The 14,816-nt window shown below is 57.3% G+C and carries 14 protein-coding genes; 2 read left to right on the top strand and 12 right to left on the bottom strand.

Features of this window, described 5'->3' with window-relative positions; all coding sequences use genetic code 11:
- Positions 1–8 precede the first annotated feature (8 nt).
- From QQX03_RS03895 to QQX03_RS03850, 10 genes are all read right to left on the bottom strand, one after another.
- Positions 9–1,088, bottom strand: a complete 1,080-nt coding sequence (locus QQX03_RS03895) for a TrbI/VirB10 family protein (RefSeq protein WP_285976565.1) — start codon at positions 1,086–1,088, stop codon at positions 9–11.
- Positions 1,088–1,897 carry a TrbG/VirB9 family P-type conjugative transfer protein gene (locus QQX03_RS03890; protein WP_285976564.1) on the bottom strand — a complete coding sequence of 270 codons (810 nt, stop codon included), beginning with the start codon at positions 1,895–1,897 and terminating at the stop codon, positions 1,088–1,090. Before QQX03_RS03890 ends, QQX03_RS03895 begins: the two co-directional genes overlap by 1 nt.
- Positions 1,894–3,075, bottom strand: coding sequence for a TrbL/VirB6 family protein (locus QQX03_RS03885; RefSeq protein ID WP_285976563.1), 1,182 nt, complete (start codon positions 3,073–3,075; stop codon positions 1,894–1,896). The genes QQX03_RS03890 and QQX03_RS03885 overlap by 4 nt, the downstream gene beginning before the upstream one ends.
- Positions 3,075–5,498: a VirB4 family type IV secretion/conjugal transfer ATPase gene (locus QQX03_RS03880; RefSeq protein WP_285976562.1), complete on the bottom strand. Its 2,424-nt coding sequence runs from the start codon at positions 5,496–5,498 to the stop codon at positions 3,075–3,077. The genes QQX03_RS03885 and QQX03_RS03880 overlap by 1 nt, the downstream gene beginning before the upstream one ends.
- An 18-nt stretch (positions 5,499–5,516) precedes the next feature.
- The gene (locus tag QQX03_RS03875) at positions 5,517–5,801 is read right to left on the bottom strand and encodes a VirB3 family type IV secretion system protein (RefSeq protein WP_285976561.1); all 285 of its coding nucleotides are present in this window, start codon (positions 5,799–5,801) and stop codon (positions 5,517–5,519) included.
- A gap of 7 nt (positions 5,802–5,808) precedes the next feature.
- Positions 5,809–6,114, bottom strand: coding sequence for a TrbC/VirB2 family type IV secretion system protein (locus QQX03_RS03870; RefSeq protein ID WP_285976560.1), 306 nt, complete (start codon positions 6,112–6,114; stop codon positions 5,809–5,811).
- Positions 6,115–6,786 (bottom strand): lytic transglycosylase domain-containing protein, encoded by a 672-nt coding sequence (locus QQX03_RS03865; RefSeq protein WP_285976559.1) that lies wholly within the window; start codon positions 6,784–6,786, stop codon positions 6,115–6,117.
- Between the two features lie 134 nt (positions 6,787–6,920).
- Positions 6,921–7,946, bottom strand: coding sequence for an aldo/keto reductase (locus QQX03_RS03860; RefSeq protein WP_285976949.1), 1,026 nt, complete (start codon positions 7,944–7,946; stop codon positions 6,921–6,923).
- 10 nt (positions 7,947–7,956) lie between these two features.
- Entirely contained in the window at positions 7,957–8,694 is a 738-nt protein-coding gene (locus QQX03_RS03855) for an SDR family NAD(P)-dependent oxidoreductase (protein WP_285976558.1), read from the bottom strand.
- 12 nt (positions 8,695–8,706) lie between these two features.
- On the bottom strand, positions 8,707–9,849 hold the full coding sequence (locus QQX03_RS03850; RefSeq protein WP_285976557.1) for an acyl-CoA dehydrogenase family protein: 1,143 nt from the start codon (positions 9,847–9,849) through the stop codon (positions 8,707–8,709).
- Positions 9,850–10,024: 175 nt separating this feature from the next.
- Between QQX03_RS03850 and QQX03_RS03845 the strand changes: the two genes are divergently transcribed.
- Entirely contained in the window at positions 10,025–10,261 is a 237-nt protein-coding gene (locus QQX03_RS03845; protein WP_285976556.1) for a hypothetical protein, read from the top strand.
- Positions 10,262–10,278: 17 nt separating this feature from the next.
- On the opposite strand, the gene QQX03_RS03840 is transcribed toward QQX03_RS03845, so the two are convergent.
- Positions 10,279–11,094, bottom strand: coding sequence for a FadR/GntR family transcriptional regulator (locus QQX03_RS03840; RefSeq protein ID WP_285976555.1), 816 nt, complete (start codon positions 11,092–11,094; stop codon positions 10,279–10,281).
- Between the two features lie 148 nt (positions 11,095–11,242).
- Between QQX03_RS03840 and QQX03_RS03835 the strand changes: the two genes are divergently transcribed.
- Positions 11,243–11,755 (top strand): flavin reductase family protein, encoded by a 513-nt coding sequence (locus QQX03_RS03835; protein ID WP_285976554.1) that lies wholly within the window; start codon positions 11,243–11,245, stop codon positions 11,753–11,755.
- A gap of 102 nt (positions 11,756–11,857) precedes the next feature.
- Here the strand turns inward: QQX03_RS03835 and QQX03_RS03830 are convergent, their stop codons facing one another.
- Positions 11,858–14,737, bottom strand: coding sequence for a TonB-dependent receptor (locus QQX03_RS03830; RefSeq protein WP_285976553.1), 2,880 nt, complete (start codon positions 14,735–14,737; stop codon positions 11,858–11,860).
- Positions 14,738–14,816 lie beyond the last annotated feature (79 nt).

Here is a 14,816-nt window from a genome sequence, read left to right as displayed (position 1 = left end):
CTTTTCGCTCAATTCGGAACCTGAGAGAAATCCAGATCTCGCGATGTAAATACGCGGATTGGTTCACCCTGGCGGACGCGGACTGTCGGGCCGATCTTGCCGTCCTGCTCAATCGCCGCTGCTGCCGCCGAGCTGCCACCGCCCAGCACGACAGACGCACCCCCTGATGCAACCGCAGCGAGGCCATCGACCACGGATAGCAGAAGTGCAGAACCGAAGCGGCCGAAGAAATTCGAATTCACATCGCCTTCAAGCCCGGTGGTGCCATCGAAGCCGACAGCAGGCGATGCGAGATTGACCGAAGCGCCGTCTGGGCGGATCAGCCGCGTCCAAATAACAAAGGCACGCTTTTGTCCGCCTTGCAGACCGGATTGGTATTGCCCGACGAGCCGTGATGATCGTGGAACCAGAATGCGTGTGCCGTCAAAGCTACGCACATCCTCGCTCACGACTGCACGGACAAATCCCGGAACATCTGTGTCGATTGCAGTCTCAAGGATTGCCGGGATCAACGTGCCTTGCGTGACCGTGGTGGACGGGTTGGTCATCGGCGTTGCTTGCGCAGGCGCGCCGCCAACGCCGCCAATGCGGCTCGCGAAGTCGGCGGCTGAATTGCCTGTCGATGCCGGCGATGCCGAGCCTGTCGCAACGGCCGCGTCTGGCGCAACAGCCTCTACCGCATTTCCGGCCGCGCTCGAATCGAACACCACCGTCGGACTGGAGTATGGATTCGTGCTTGGTGCTATTGCGACAGCCGCTCCGCTCTCATCAATGGGTTCTGGTACAACAATTGGCGGCGGCACCGCTTGCACAGGTTCTGGTGCTTCGACTTCTTGAGGCGCCGGGGCAACAGGGGTGGGATCAGCGGACAAAGCTGGCTGTTCCTCCAGTTCCGCCGATGTCATCGCCCAGAATGCGACTGCACCAAGCCCGGCAACAATGGCGACACCAGCGGCGAGCCCCAAGGCATCCGAGCCCGGTTTTTGTTGAGCTACCGCTGGATAAGCTGTGCGGCTAGCCAGATCGAGAATTTCAGCTGACTCCTGATCGCGCGGATCTTTGCCCGTAACTTGGCTGGCCAAACGCATCAGTTGTTCTCCCGCGCTTCAGCTTCGATCTGAGCGAGCGCCGGCTCATCACGTAGCGGCGGCGACGGGCGGACCGGGCCGTTGTTGATCAAAAGAGCGGATTCTTCGCCATGCCTGAGCACAATCTGGCGCGGCACCGCCTGAACCACGATTGTCTCGCCGCGCACGGTGAAATTCACCGGCCCTTCAGTTCCCTCTGAATCCGTGATCAATATGGCGGGCACCGCCCGATCAGTCGGCCAACTTAGGAATGTGGCACGGCCATCGTCAAAAGCGCGTACCGGATGCAGGCTGGCATCCCCGCGCTTGTCCCATGCGAAATTGAGATCAGCGGGATCAAGCACTGCGAAAGGATCGGTGGCTGCCGCCATCTCGCTGGCATTTGCCTGACGGCGCGCTTCCAGTTCGGCAGCAGCAGCCTTAGCCGCTTCGAGTTCCGGATAGCGGAAGCTCATGACATAGACCGGGCGATTGCGCGGGCTCGCAACCAGATCGAACAGGTAAGTTCGCTGGCTGGTGACAACGGTCAGATTGGTCACGGCATTATCGGCCAATGGCTTCACGAACAGTAGGTTCGCCCGCTTGTTGGGCGTGACTTGCCAGCTTTGCGAATCCCCGATCGCGACATTCTCGATCACTTCGTCTTCAGCGAACATGATTGTCGCCTGGACACGCGCCTTGCCATTGATGCGCACGACTTGTGCTGGATCATATTCCAGCTCAACCAGACGCGGATCATCAGCCATCGCCGGGGTAGTTGCCAGCGTTGCCGTTGCAAGAGCGAGCGCAAATGCTGCTGCGCGGATCATGATGAAGTCTCCGATTTGCGCGCTAAAGCGCGCGCTTGAACAGGGCGGAAGCGATTGCCGATACCACGCGTGCGTGACGTGGATTGTCTCGTGTCAGAATGCGGGGCTGCACTGCCCCCGGATGTGGCGTACACCCGTGTTTCGCGCACCCTTGCCGTGCTGCCAGTGCCGCCGCCATCACTGGCCATATTGGTCATAGTCGCTGCTGCAACGTCCACACGGCGAGCGCCCGAGGCGGTTGCAACTATCGTTGCGTTGCGCGCCTCAGCCACACGGGCCGAGGTTTGGTTAAAGGTGCTGACCGCCGCAGCATCCACCGTGTCGCCTTGCGGTGCAAGCCCGAACACCTGCCAGCCGGCAACCATGGTGCCGGTCACTTTGAGTACCATAAACATCAATGCGACATGTACCGCACCGATCAGGAAAAACGCCATCGCCGCACGCGGTGATACTTCGCCGGGTATGGCAACCAATGCGGACAGCACCGGCACTGCCAACTCCAGCATGATTGTGCCGCCCAGCACGGCAAACAGCGGAACCAGCGCCAGCATGACCAAGCCTTTAAGCCAACCGGTGAATAGGCCGCGTGTACCGTTGAACAAAGCCATCACAACGAAGGCAGGACCAATTGCCACCAGCAATGCCAAGGCAATTTTCGATGTGGCCAGGATGCCAACTGTCCCCAGCAACAATAAGACTGCCCCCAACCACATCAAACCAGGCGGCGAGAATGCTTCAAAGTTCTCCTGACCCTGGCTCGCTTGCTGCACAGCCTCGAATACCACGTCCAGCTTTTGCCCGAATACCAGGGTGGCCGGGCCATCGCTGCCCGTAAGAACTCTGGCCAACCATTCCGGACCCCATACGATAAGGTTCCAGACGACGCCTTGGTAGGCGACCCAGCTTGTCGCAAAGGTAAGAACAAGGCCCAGAGTCATCATGCGCGGAACCAGTGCCCGGACGCTCAAGCTGGAGCGCCCCAGCATCAAGCTGATCCCGAAGAAGGCTACATAGAAGGTCAGCAGAATGACCAGGGTTGTTTGCAGCGCCCCGCCGGGAGCGAACAGGCTGCCGAACATACCCGCTGCGCCTTGCTGAGCCATGCATTCGATGGCCTGCAGCGCAGAGGCAATGCCCCCGCCCATGCCCTCTAGCGCAGTATCGCAAGTCCCCGCCATTACTCTGCCGCCTGCCACAGCGGCAATTCGCCGCCGGCATCATTGTCTGCATGTTCGGGCCACACGCGGCCGGTCAGCGGCGGGAACCATTCCGCCGGATCATCGCCAACCGATGCGCGCAACTGGTCCAGCTTGCGCACTGAAGCTTCGCGACCAGACAGGATCGTCAAAACTTCCGGAGCGCCTGAAAGGTCAAGCCGCACCACAACGCTCGCGTCGGGCTGACGAACCAGGAAGCAGCGGCTGTGTGCCGGAAGCGACCGGATCAGCGCCAGCTCATGATCGGTCAGGCCAAAGCCATCGCAATAATCCTCTGCCCGCGCGCGGCTGTTGGGCATGAAAATCATCGTCGCGGTCTGTTCCACCAATGCAGCCGAGATCCGGCTTTCGAGTGCGTCGCTGGCACTTTGTGTGGCAAACCCAACCAGCGCATTGCGCTTACGCAACGTCTTCAACCAGTCGCGGATACGCGCAGCGAAGACTTCGTCATCCAGCGCCTTCCACCCTTCATCAATCAGGATCATGGTCGGCTCACCGTCCAACCGCTCATCAATGCGGTGGAACAAATACATCATGGTCGGCGTGCGGAGGCGCGGATTTTCAAGCAGCGCGGTCATGTCAAAGCCAAGCACACGGTTCGCCAGATCAAGCTTGTCGCTTGCATTGTCGAACAACCAGGCGTGCTCACCATCACCGATCCATGCCGAGAGCCGGTCCGCCAGATCGCCGGGCTGCGGCCTGCGCGATCCGGCCAGCAATTCCTTGAAATGGCGCAAGCGGCGCAGCGATGCATCATTGCTGTAAGCGGCGTCCACTGCAGCCGAAATCGTGGCTAACTCTTCCGGCCCGTTCGCTTCCAGAATTACACCCAGCCAATCGCGCAAGAATGCCTTGTTCTCTGCCGTGTCGGGTAGCGCGAGCGGGTTGAAACCAGTTGGTTCGCCCGCGCTGATCCGGTCATATCGCCCGCCAATCCCGCGAATGAACAGCTCTGCACCGCGATCCTTGTCGAACAGGACTGTGCGTGGATTGAATTTCTGCGCCTGCGCAGCGAGGAAGTTCATCACCACCGTCTTGCCTGAACCGGATGGGCCGATGACCGAGAAATTGCCCAGATCGCCATTGTGAAAATTGAAGAAAAACGGAGTCGCGCTGGTCGTTTGCAGCAGTGTTACCGCTTCACCCCAGTGGTTGCCATTTGCCTTGCCCAGCGCAAAGCCATGCATTGAACCGAAGCCAGCCATATTCGCGCTGCTGATCAGTGCGCGGCGCACCACATATTGCTCATTACCCGGAAATTGTGCCCAGAAACCCGGCTCCAAATTGATGTCTTCGCGAACAGCAATCGCGCCGGCATCTGCCAAAGCCGCAGCACAAGATGCCGTTGCCTCATCAAGCCGGGCCAGATTGCTTTCACGGACCAGCACTGTCAGGTGATGATCGCCGAAGCCAACCGAGCCATTGCCCAGCTCGTCCCGCGCGGTAAGCATGTCAGCACGCTCAGCCGCTGCCTCTTCATCCACCGCGCGCAGACGCCGCAGCGCCAAATCAATCCGCTCTCGTGCCGTGGTTCGTTCGGTAGGCGCGTAGCTTTCCGTGACGATCATCTCGTACGGCTGGCGCAGCAAGCCATCAAGCAGGCCCGGCGATGTGGCGTCGGGGTATTCTTTAAGGCCCAGAAGAGCTGCGAATTCTACCTCGCCTGAACCGCGAAGCTCCATCGCATCCAAACCGAAACTTGCGCGTCGATAGGGCAGCATTTGACCTACGTCAGTGTCATGCTCCGGCTCGCGCACGGGGCGCATCTCGCCATTGTAGATCGCCGAAAGCAGCTCGAGCATTTCCGAATTGGTGCCCGTCAGCCCCTCGTATTGGCCGAGCACCTGCGCGCCGTAACTTTGCAGCGATGCGACAAGCCCGGTGACCGCGGCCTTCAGTGTGCGAACATCCTTGGTATCGGCTTCGACTTCGCTGCTGCGCGCCCGATTGAAAAAGCGTGAAACACGTTCTGCCAGGCCCGCCTTGCCACGTGCGGGGCGGCGGATTAGCGTGATAAACTGGTCATTGATGAACAGAGAACCACCTGCGAGCCGTTCTTTCCAACGCGTATCGATATGACGGCAGAGCGGATCATCAAATTTCGCATCTAGCTCTACCTCTACCCGGCGGCGGATGACATGGTGGTACAGCACGAAGCGTGAATCGAGTGTCGAACGCAGCACCACTTCGCGCGTCGCCGCATGGGCATTCAGGCTGTCTGTGTCCTCAGTTTCGAACAACAGGCCAGGCACTTGAATGGAGGACATGACCGATCCATCGCGCAGCAACAGCGTGTTTTCGTCGACCATCCGCAGATAGGGTAAACGGTCGCCAGCCTTGGCTTCCTTGGGGCCCCAGCCCGCCGCTCCGATCCATTTGCTCATATCAAATCAGTTCCTGCGTCACGGCGTGTAACTATTGCAGCCCCAACGCTTGTAATTCTTTACCCGCGGGCACTGCGACACCTTGGTGATCCAGAGATCGAAAATGCGCGGTTCCCTCAAACAAGCGAAGTATCCGATGATGTGCACGACAATCGGCACCATTATGATCCACAGGCTGCTGAGGATCAGAAACGCAATCGTCGTCACCATCAGATTGATGATGAAGAAATTCATCGTCACCCCGGCGAACATCTGTGGCCGGGTCAATGCACGGTGCACGCTATGGCGAACGAGATTGCTCATCGACTAATCAAAAGCCCCCGATCGAGGCGACCAGACGCGGCGCGCCGAAGATAATGAACACACCGATGATGACCGTGCCGCCATAGCGCCAGTTCATCCGGCCGGTCAGCATCATGAAGCCAACACCCGCAACCGCCATCACGGCCAGACTCGTCGCAATCGGGCCCAGCAGAATGCCCTGCATCCAGACCAATGCGCTGGTAATCGGATCGTCGCTCTGCTGGACCTGCTGCGCAAAAGCAGCGCCGGGCATAGCAAGCAGCATAAGCCCGGCTGAAAGTCTCACAATTGCGTTGCGGATATTTGAAAACATCTAGGTCATCCCGTTCTGTCTGTTGCGATGATGCGCCGCAAGACGGCCCAAAATCGATCTAACGTAATTCTGTGTTTCACGAATTTGCGGAACACCGTTCGCGCGCTCGACGCGTCCCGGACCCGCATTGTAAGCAGCGAGCGCTTTTACCAGATCACCGTCAAAGCGGTTGAGCTGCATGCGCAGGTAACGTGCGCCGCCTTCCAGATTGGTGTGCGGATCGTCTGGATCGACACCCAGATATCGCGCCGTGGCTGGCATCAATTGGGCGAGGCCCCTGGCCCCCTTCGGCGAAATCGAGCGGTGACGCCACCGGCTCTCTTGCCAGACCAGAGCTTCCAGCAAAGCCGGGCTGAGGTCATAGCGGGTGCAGACATCAGCCACAGTTGCCGAGTAGGCTTGCGGCACCCCTACGGCGAGGACTTCCGCCAACATTACCGGGCTAACCGAGTATTGCGGGCGATCAGGAATAATAATGGCTTGCGATAAATTGTTGGCAATCTGAGCGGAAACGGCTGATTGGGTAATAGGGCCGCCAGCAATCCATTGCGCGCCATCGCTCCCGATCTCCATCACATCGGCCTGCGCAGGCGCTGCCACCGCAACAGCGCTTAACAGCCCTGCGGCAAATAGCCCGCGCGCGGGAAAGAGAATCAGCTCACGATCATTCATTAACCCCGAATGCTTAGCTCAAATGACAGTGACGTGACAGAACAGGGTTACCAAGCCAGATAGATTTCTTGCGAAAAACCGCAAAAATTGCACAACTGGGTCGCACAACCCCCATAACTACCTGATTTTGATGATTAACCGGCTTTTACAGAAACTTGGTTCATAAGCGGCAATGCCATGCCCATTCCAGTCGGCGACTTTGGTCTATAGGGAGCCTCAAGCGCTGCGAGTTCTTCTGTCGAAAGATCGATATCGAGCGCGGCGATAGCTGCATCGATATGATGTTCCTTTGACGCGCCAATAATGGGAGCCGCAACGGCAGGCCTGGTGAAATGCCAGGCAAGAGCCACACTGGCACGGCTGACCCCGCGAGTTTTCGCAACTTCGCCCACCGCCTCGATGATAGCTCGGTCAGCCTCGTCATCGTCCTTGTAGAGCGCCTTGCCCACTCCATCGGTCTTGCTGCGCACGGTCTCTTCATCATTGGCCCGCGCCAGTCTGCCGCGCGCAAGAGGGCTCCAGGGGATGGCACTGACGCGTTGATCTTCGCACAGGGGCAGCATTTCGCGCTCTTCCTCACGGTAAAGCAGATTGAGCTGATTCTGCATCGAGATGAACCGGGTCCAGCCATTTGCACGCGCCAATTCCTGCGCCTTGGCGAATTGCCAAGCGTACATAGAGGACGCGCCGATATGCAGCGCCTTGCCCGATTTCACGATGTCATGCAGCGCCTCCATCGTTTCCTCGATCGGCGTTTCGTCATCCCAGCGGTGGATCTGGAACAGGTCGACATAATTCGTACCCAGCCGCACCAGACTGTCATCAATTGCCTGCATCAATGCCTTGCGCGAATTGCCGCCCGCGTTGGGCGCTGGGCGCCACGGGAAATAGGCTTTGGTCGCGAGCACAATCTCGTCACGCTGGGCCATCTCCCTAAGCAGATTTCCGGTGATTTCCTCCGAGGTTCCGCCCGCATAGACATTGGCAGTATCGAAGAAGTTTATGCCGGATTCCAGAGCCTTGCGGAAAAATGGGCGGCTTTCCTCTTCGTTCAAAAGCCAATCGCCATGCCAGCCCTTGGTCGTGTCACCATAGGTCATGCAGCCGAGGCAAAGGCGCGAGACAGTCAGCCCCGAAGTTCCCAGTTTCGTAAACTTCATCATGATCCCTTTACAGCGATAGGCCGCCGTCAACGATCAGCGATTGCCCGGTAATGTAGCTTGCAAGCGGCGACGACAGGAACAGCGCCGCACCGGCCATATCCTGAGGCGTGCCCATCCGGCCCAACGGAATGCGGGCGATTGCGCCATCGCGGCGTTGCTCGTTCTCGGTTGTAACTTTGGTCATCTTTGTCGGGACGAAACCGGGCGCAATGCCGTTCACACGAATGCCATCTCGCGCCCAGGCTTGCGCCAGCGAGCCTACCAGACTGGCAGCGCCCGCCTTGCTTGCGCCATAGGCGGGGTTGCCGATCATGGCATGGAACGCGCCGGTCGAACTGACAATGATGATTGAACCGTCGCGTTTTGCGAGCCCCAGATGAAAGGCGCGCGCACAATCCATCACCGAGTTCAGATTCACGTCGATCACCGCGTCCCAGCCTTCACGTTCGAACTCGCGGCGTCCATATCGCACCGCGCCCTGGCACAGGACCAGCACGTCAATGGGATCGAGCTTGGCTGCAAGCACATCGGGCGAATCCCGATCAGTCACATCAAGCTGATGATAGGTCAGCCCGGTAAAATCGCTGTCCTCAGCTTCCAGATAATCACCTTCATCGGGCCGCGTACCTGTAACATGCGCCTCTGCCCCACGCTCGGCAAATCCGCGTGCAATGCCATTGCCGATCCCGCTCGAGCCACCGATCACCATCACGCGCTTGCCAGAAAAATCGAGCGGGTCAGACATAGCTTAAGCTCCTCAAATGGAACGCGAAATCACTTCTTTCATGATTTCGTTTGTACCGCCAAAAATGCGCGTCACGCGCGCATCGCGCCACAACCGGGCAATGGTATACTCATTCATATAGCCCGCACCACCATGCAGTTGCAGCGCTGTGTCGCACGCCTCCCATTGCAGATCGGTGTGCCACAGTTTCGCCGCGCTGGCTTCATCGGTTGTCAGCTCGCCGGCCAGATGTTTGCGGATCGCCCAGTCGAGGTGCGCCCAGCCCACTTGCAGTTTGGCCTTGAGGTCTGCCAGTGTGAATTTGGTGTTCTGGAACTCGAATACTGTCTTTCCAAATGCCTTACGGTCCTTCGTAAAACTAACCGCTTCATCGAATGCGCGCTGCGCGGCGGCCTGTGCACCAACTGCGATGCCCAAACGTTCCTGAGGCAATTCTTCCATCAGATGGATGAAGCCGCGGCCTTCACCACCCAGAATATTGGTCTTGGGAACGCGGCAATCGTTGAAGAACAGCTCTGATGTATCGGCCGAATGCTGCCCGATCTTGTCGAGGTTACGACCGCGTTCAAAACCCGGCGTACCTGCATCAACCAGAATCAATGTCGTGCCCTTTGCGCCTTGAGTCGGGTCTGTCTTGGCAACCAAGATGACGCAATCGGCGTTCTGGCCATTGGTGATGTAAGTCTTGGAGCCGTTGATCACGAGGTGATTGCCGTCTTCAACCGCAGTCGTGCGAATACCCTGCAAATCGGACCCCGCGCCTGGTTCAGTCATGGCAATGGCCGTAATGATATCGCCAGAGACCATTCCGGGGAGGTATTTCTGCCGCTGCTCCTCAGTACCCAGCCGTTCAAAGTAATTGGCCGTGATGTCGCTTTGCAGAGTGAAGCCTGCCGCAGAACCCAGATACGAAAGCTCTTCACACAGCACGCAGTTAAAGCCGAAATCTAGCCCCAGCCCGCCATTTTCCTCTTTCACAGTAGGGCACAGCAGGCCCGCCTCACCAACAGCCTTCCAGACCTCGCGCGGGACAATACCTTCTGCTTCATGCTGGTCCAGATTAGGCTCGAGATATTGCGCGAACACCTTGCGCACGGTGTCACGGAAAGCCTCATGGTCTTCGTTATAGGCGGTGCGATAGCTTGTATCGAGCATGTGAATTCAACTTCCCTGATATTGAGATGGAAACATTATGGCAGCGTGCGGCCGATGTGCACACTTGGTGAAACTGACAATGCAGGTGGATATGCGCGCGCGCAGTCCCGGCGTGTTAGTCGCGTTAAGCTAAACTTGCCAAGCGCCCAACAAGGGCGAGACGGTGAGGAACTCGATGGAACCGATTGATACTGGTGCGCTGGTCGGCTGGAAGCTGGATGATCTTGGCAAACGCATGGTGTTGCACATGCAAACAATGCACCGAACCGAGAGCGAAGAGAAGGAAGTCCGCGAACGCGCAGTGTTGCTCGATCGCAATCAGGCAGTCCTGCTCGCAAATTATCTGTTTGAGATGACCGGCCAGTCAAAACCCAAGCGACGCAGCGTGTTGCAAGCCCTGTTCGGAAATTAGCCCGTACAGCCAACGCTTTACTCTGCCAGAATGTCACGCAGGCTGCCGTCGAAAGCCCACGTCTTGTTGGCATTGATTAAATGCAATCGCCAGTGTTTGGCCGCCCCGTCACCATCTCCAGCTTCGATCAGGTCGATCAGCTTTCGCATGCTTTTCAATGCCGTACCACTGTCCGCGATCCGCCCTTCGGCATCGCGCCGTATCAGCCGCAACTTCACCTGATCCATCAGATCGTGCAGCATCTGAATCATGAAGTGGAGCGTGCGATTGCCACCTTGTTCCACCAGCAATTCATGAAACTCTGTCAACGCCGCGATAAAGCCGCGCTTGTCGCCCGCCTCATCCAGGCGCTCCAAACGGTCAATCTCGTTTCGAAGTATCTCTAGTGAAGCCTTAGCACCCGTTCGCGCCAAACGGCGAACCACATACAGTTCCAACGCCAGCCGGGCTTCAAAGATATCCGGTACAGTGGTTTCATTCGCTTGCAGAACCAAGCTTGCATAGCGCGACACACCGCTCACTTTCGGGCGACTGACGCGAGCCCCACTGCGCGATCCACGCGTAACGGAAATCAACCGCTCGGCCTCCAGAATACGAAAGGCTTCGCGCAGAGTCGGGCGCGACACGCCAAATTGTTCCAGCAGTTGGCCCTCTGGCGGCAAAGACGAACCTTCGTCCAGATCGCCGGAGATGATCCGCTTGCGGATCCGGTCTGCAACAATCTCAGCGGTCTTTGGCACCCGCAGTTCTTCGCGTTGACCAAGATCCAGGATGTTGGGTTGGTCGGCAACCAAACTGCCGCGCCCCAATGCGTTGTCGTAAGACCTCGCCATTTATTGTCAGATACCTCTCGTCCGCCCGCGATGTCTCACTTAGTTAGCGAAGTCGGCCCGCCATGTCATGGGGCTATTGTTAGCGCTCTTGGTTCGAGAAGATGGGTTCGCGCTTGCAAAACAGGGTGGTCCTGCGCACATGGGGCGCATGAATGCCAAGGCTACGACAACTTATCGCGCCGGATCAGACAGCGTCATGCTTCGCCGCGCCATGGGCTGCTACGCGACGGGGATAACAGTGGTTACCGCGCGCGCACCCGACGGCGAGCCCGTTGGTCTGACCGCCAACAGCTTCACTTCGGTCAGCCTTGAACCCCCGCTCTTGCTGGTTTGTCCGGCTCTATCCGCGGCCACCACACAAGTGCTGTTGGAAGCAGATCATTTCGCAGTGAATGTCCTGTCAGACGAACAGGCCAACCTTTCTCGTCTGTTCGCCACGAAAGGCACAGACCGTTTCGCAGAAACGCAGTTCGAGACCTGGCATCACGACGTACCCATCATTCGTGACGCGCTCGCGAATTTCGAGTGCCAGCGTTACTCAGTCGCCGACGGTGGTGATCACGCGATCTTGGTGGGGCAGGTCGAGCATGTTCGCTTTGCCGAGAAAGGCGATCCGCTCCTCTATTTTCGCGGTGAGTACCGCAGTCTGCAACGCGACTGATCCGATCTGCAAACAAAAAAGGGCCGGCGCGAAGCCGGCCCTTCCCCCCAATTCCGATCCCAGGGGGAGGAAATCCCCTGTGCTGGACCAGAAACTCTTTGATCAGAAGCTTAAGCCAACAGCCACACCGTAGCGGCGCGGATCAAGCGTAAAGATATTGCTGAACAAGCCCGAGCTTGCATCCGTCACATACAGACCCGTAACCGAGTCACTGTCAAAGATGTTCTGGACGAAACCGCGTACGAACCAGTTCTCTTCAGCCGAGTTCAACTGGATCTGCGCATTCGCCTGAACGAATGGTGCAAGCCGGTTTACATTGCCGTTGAAGACATTGCCGTATTGTTCACCGGTCATCGAGATATCGAAGCGCGGCACCAGTGTCATGCCGCTGTCAAATTCAGCGGTCCATTGGACACCGGCCGATGCTTTGATTGTTGGTGCCTGAGGCAGCTTGTTGCCTTTCAGGTTCACCTCAACACCAGGGCTTAGGACCTGCAGACCTGCAGGAGCATTCGCTTCAAGTACACTGCAGATACTGAATGCACCGGTTGAAGCGATGTTACCATCAGCCGGGAACGACGTTGGGCCTTGCAGCCCAAGACCGCCATTTACGGCTGTTACGAAACCGGCGGTTGCTGCCTGCGATGGGCCGGTAACAGCGCAAAGCGCGCCATTGGTAACGTCCTTGATGATCACCGCATTAGGATCGCCACCACCGGGATCGCGCGGGTTGGAGAAGAACTGATCGCCAGCCACTTCTGCGTTGAGATAGCTGAAGTTCATATTGACCAGCCACGCTGGATCAGGCCGCAGCACAGATTCGAGCTCAATGCCCCAGATATTGGCGTCAATCGTATCGTTGACCGACGTGCGCGCAATGATCCGGCTCAGCTGAAGGCCTTTGTACTTATAATAGAACGCGGTCGCATTCAGCTGGATCATGCCATTGGCGAAGGTGTTCTTCGAGCCGACTTCAAACGCATCGATCTTCTCTGGTCCGAAACTATCAGGAACCGAAAAGATCGGCTGCAATGGCGGGTTGATACCGCCCGATTTATAGCCACGCGAATAAGATGCGTAAATGTGGTTGTCTGGAGACAAGGCATAATCGACCACGAAACGGCCTGTTATCTCATCGAAGCCAACTGAGCGATCGGCGGTAAGCTGATTTCCAGCAATCCCCGGATCGGCATCGTAAGAACCGACAAATGGTGAATCAAAGGGGTCCCCATCGTTGGAGTAAGGGTTTAGGAAACTCGCCAGCGTCGAGCGCGCAGAGGTCGACTTTTTATCGTCATTGTAACGAATGCCGGCCGTTACCTTCAGCCTATCAGTAACGTCGAAATAACCCTCTGCAAAAATGCCGAAGCTTTCCAGCTGGGCGTTCCGCGTGTTGTTGCGGAAGAATGACGTTGCCAAATAGGACGGTGGCAGGCCGTTGCCCAATGACGTGAATGAACCGAGCACACCAGCGATGTAATCGATCGCAAAGGAATTCACGTAATAACTATTCTCGCTCACTTCGGTCTCGGCATAAATGCCGCCGAGCAGGAAGTTGAACGGACCGTCAAAGTCGCTTGAGATGATTGCCTCTGTCGACCATGCCGTCTGGTCCTGATTCGAACGGTCAAATTGCGGACCGTTTGGCGTACAGACGCGGAACCCTTCATAGGATCCGCGGCCATCAAGGCGGGTGTCTGACGTACACAGATTGCCACTGCCATCGAACAAAGCTGCTGTAACCGGCGTGAAGTACGCCTCTGTGCCCGGGCCGAGCAGACCGCCAGCGAACGCATTAAGAGTTCCGAATGCCACTGCAGCATTCGGAATCTCGCCAACACCCTGGTTGTAGTCCTGCCGGGAATCGACGGTGGTTTCCTGATAGGTGCCAGTGACAGCAACCTGGATATTGCCAAAATTGTGTTCGATATGCGCTTGCAGTTGCAGCTCGTCTGTGAAGTACTCCGGAACAAATTCAGTGCGGATCTTGCGAACATCGTTCGGTTCATCAAAGTTCGCATAGGCATCCGGTCCATAAAGGCTGTTAAGCCCGAGCGAGGCCGGAATACCGTTGATCGCGAGGAATTCCGACGAACCCAGCGTACCTGTGAAAGTCGAGTTGGCATTCAACTTGTCAAAGTCGCGCCGCGCATTGAGGCATCCCAACACGCCCGTCGGGTCACGTTGACACAATTGCTTCTGGATACGCGAACGGTTGTCATCCTCTTCGAAGTAATAGGCCATCAGATCGATGGTCGTATCGGGGCCCGGCTCGAATCGAAGCGAACCGCGGATCGCGTACATGTCACGGTCGTCAAAGTCGCTGCCAGTAGTCAGGTTTTCCGTGTAACCATCGCGTTTCAGATAGAAGCCGGCAACGCGCGCACCGATAGATTCGCCAATCGGCAGGTTGAGCATGCCCTTGGCTTTCATGCTATTGAAGTTGCCGTATTCGAACTCAGCTTTGCCAGAAAAGCCGGACAGATCAGGTTTTGCGGAGACGACGTTCACAACGCCTGAAGTCGCATTACGCCCAAACAATGTGCCCTGCGGACCACGCAATACTTCGATCCGTTCAAGATCGAAATACTCGGTTTCGAACAAACGCGTTCCAAACAGAGGTGCGGAGTTCAAGTGGATCGCGGTGGCACTGTCACAGCTCACACCCACACAAAGGTCACCGATGCCACGGATCGTAAAACTCGCACCAGTAAAGTTGCTCTTGGTGAAAGAAACGTTGGGTAGCGTCAGCTGCAAGTCACTGGCGTTTTCAATCTGTTGCGACTCGAGTGCTTCAGCGTCAAACGCGCTAACCGCGATCGGAACTTCTTGCAGACTTTGTGCCTGACGTTGTGCGGTAACAACAATGACAGGTCCTGCGCTTTGGAATCTCTCGTCGTCAGCCTGCGCGTCTTGCGCTATAGCAGGTGTCGCGATTGAACCCGCGCAGATGCCGGACAGCAGCAATGCTTTCAATTTCATAAACCCTCTCCCAAATTCCCCAGACCGCTTTTGCGGTTCTGATTTGGAAGCTAACTTATTTGACGGATATATGACAAAC

It is taken from the genome of Altererythrobacter rubellus (assembly GCF_030284385.1).
GTDB classification, from domain to species: domain Bacteria; phylum Pseudomonadota; class Alphaproteobacteria; order Sphingomonadales; family Sphingomonadaceae; genus Erythrobacter; species Erythrobacter rubellus.
This window is presented reverse-complemented; position numbering and strand designations above follow the sequence as displayed.

Excerpts from the sequence above, each read along its gene's own strand:
- QQX03_RS03890 (WP_285976564.1), bottom strand. The coding sequence starts at position 1,897 with ATGATCCGCGCAGCAGCATTTGCGCTCGCTCTTGCAACGGCAACGCTG.
- QQX03_RS03830 (WP_285976553.1), bottom strand. The coding sequence starts at position 14,737 with ATGAAATTGAAAGCATTGCTGCTGTCCGGCATCTGCGCGGGTTCAATC.
- QQX03_RS03860 (WP_285976949.1), bottom strand. The coding sequence starts at position 7,946 with ATGAAGTTTACGAAACTGGGAACTTCGGGGCTGACTGTCTCGCGCCTT.
- QQX03_RS03885 (WP_285976563.1), bottom strand. The coding sequence starts at position 3,075 with ATGGCGGGGACTTGCGATACTGCGCTAGAGGGCATGGGCGGGGGCATT.
- QQX03_RS03850 (WP_285976557.1), bottom strand. The coding sequence starts at position 9,849 with ATGCTCGATACAAGCTATCGCACCGCCTATAACGAAGACCATGAGGCT.
- QQX03_RS03880 (WP_285976562.1), bottom strand. The coding sequence starts at position 5,498 with ATGAGCAAATGGATCGGAGCGGCGGGCTGGGGCCCCAAGGAAGCCAAG.
- QQX03_RS03840 (WP_285976555.1), bottom strand. The coding sequence starts at position 11,094 with ATGGCGAGGTCTTACGACAACGCATTGGGGCGCGGCAGTTTGGTTGCC.
- QQX03_RS03865 (WP_285976559.1), bottom strand. The coding sequence starts at position 6,786 with ATGAATGATCGTGAGCTGATTCTCTTTCCCGCGCGCGGGCTATTTGCC.
- QQX03_RS03845 (WP_285976556.1), top strand. The coding sequence starts at position 10,025 with ATGGAACCGATTGATACTGGTGCGCTGGTCGGCTGGAAGCTGGATGAT.
- QQX03_RS03855 (WP_285976558.1), bottom strand. The coding sequence starts at position 8,694 with ATGTCTGACCCGCTCGATTTTTCTGGCAAGCGCGTGATGGTGATCGGT.
- QQX03_RS03895 (WP_285976565.1), bottom strand. The coding sequence starts at position 1,088 with ATGCGTTTGGCCAGCCAAGTTACGGGCAAAGATCCGCGCGATCAGGAG.
- QQX03_RS03875 (WP_285976561.1), bottom strand. The coding sequence starts at position 5,801 with ATGAGCAATCTCGTTCGCCATAGCGTGCACCGTGCATTGACCCGGCCA.
- QQX03_RS03870 (WP_285976560.1), bottom strand. The coding sequence starts at position 6,114 with ATGTTTTCAAATATCCGCAACGCAATTGTGAGACTTTCAGCCGGGCTT.
- QQX03_RS03835 (WP_285976554.1), top strand. The coding sequence starts at position 11,243 with ATGAATGCCAAGGCTACGACAACTTATCGCGCCGGATCAGACAGCGTC.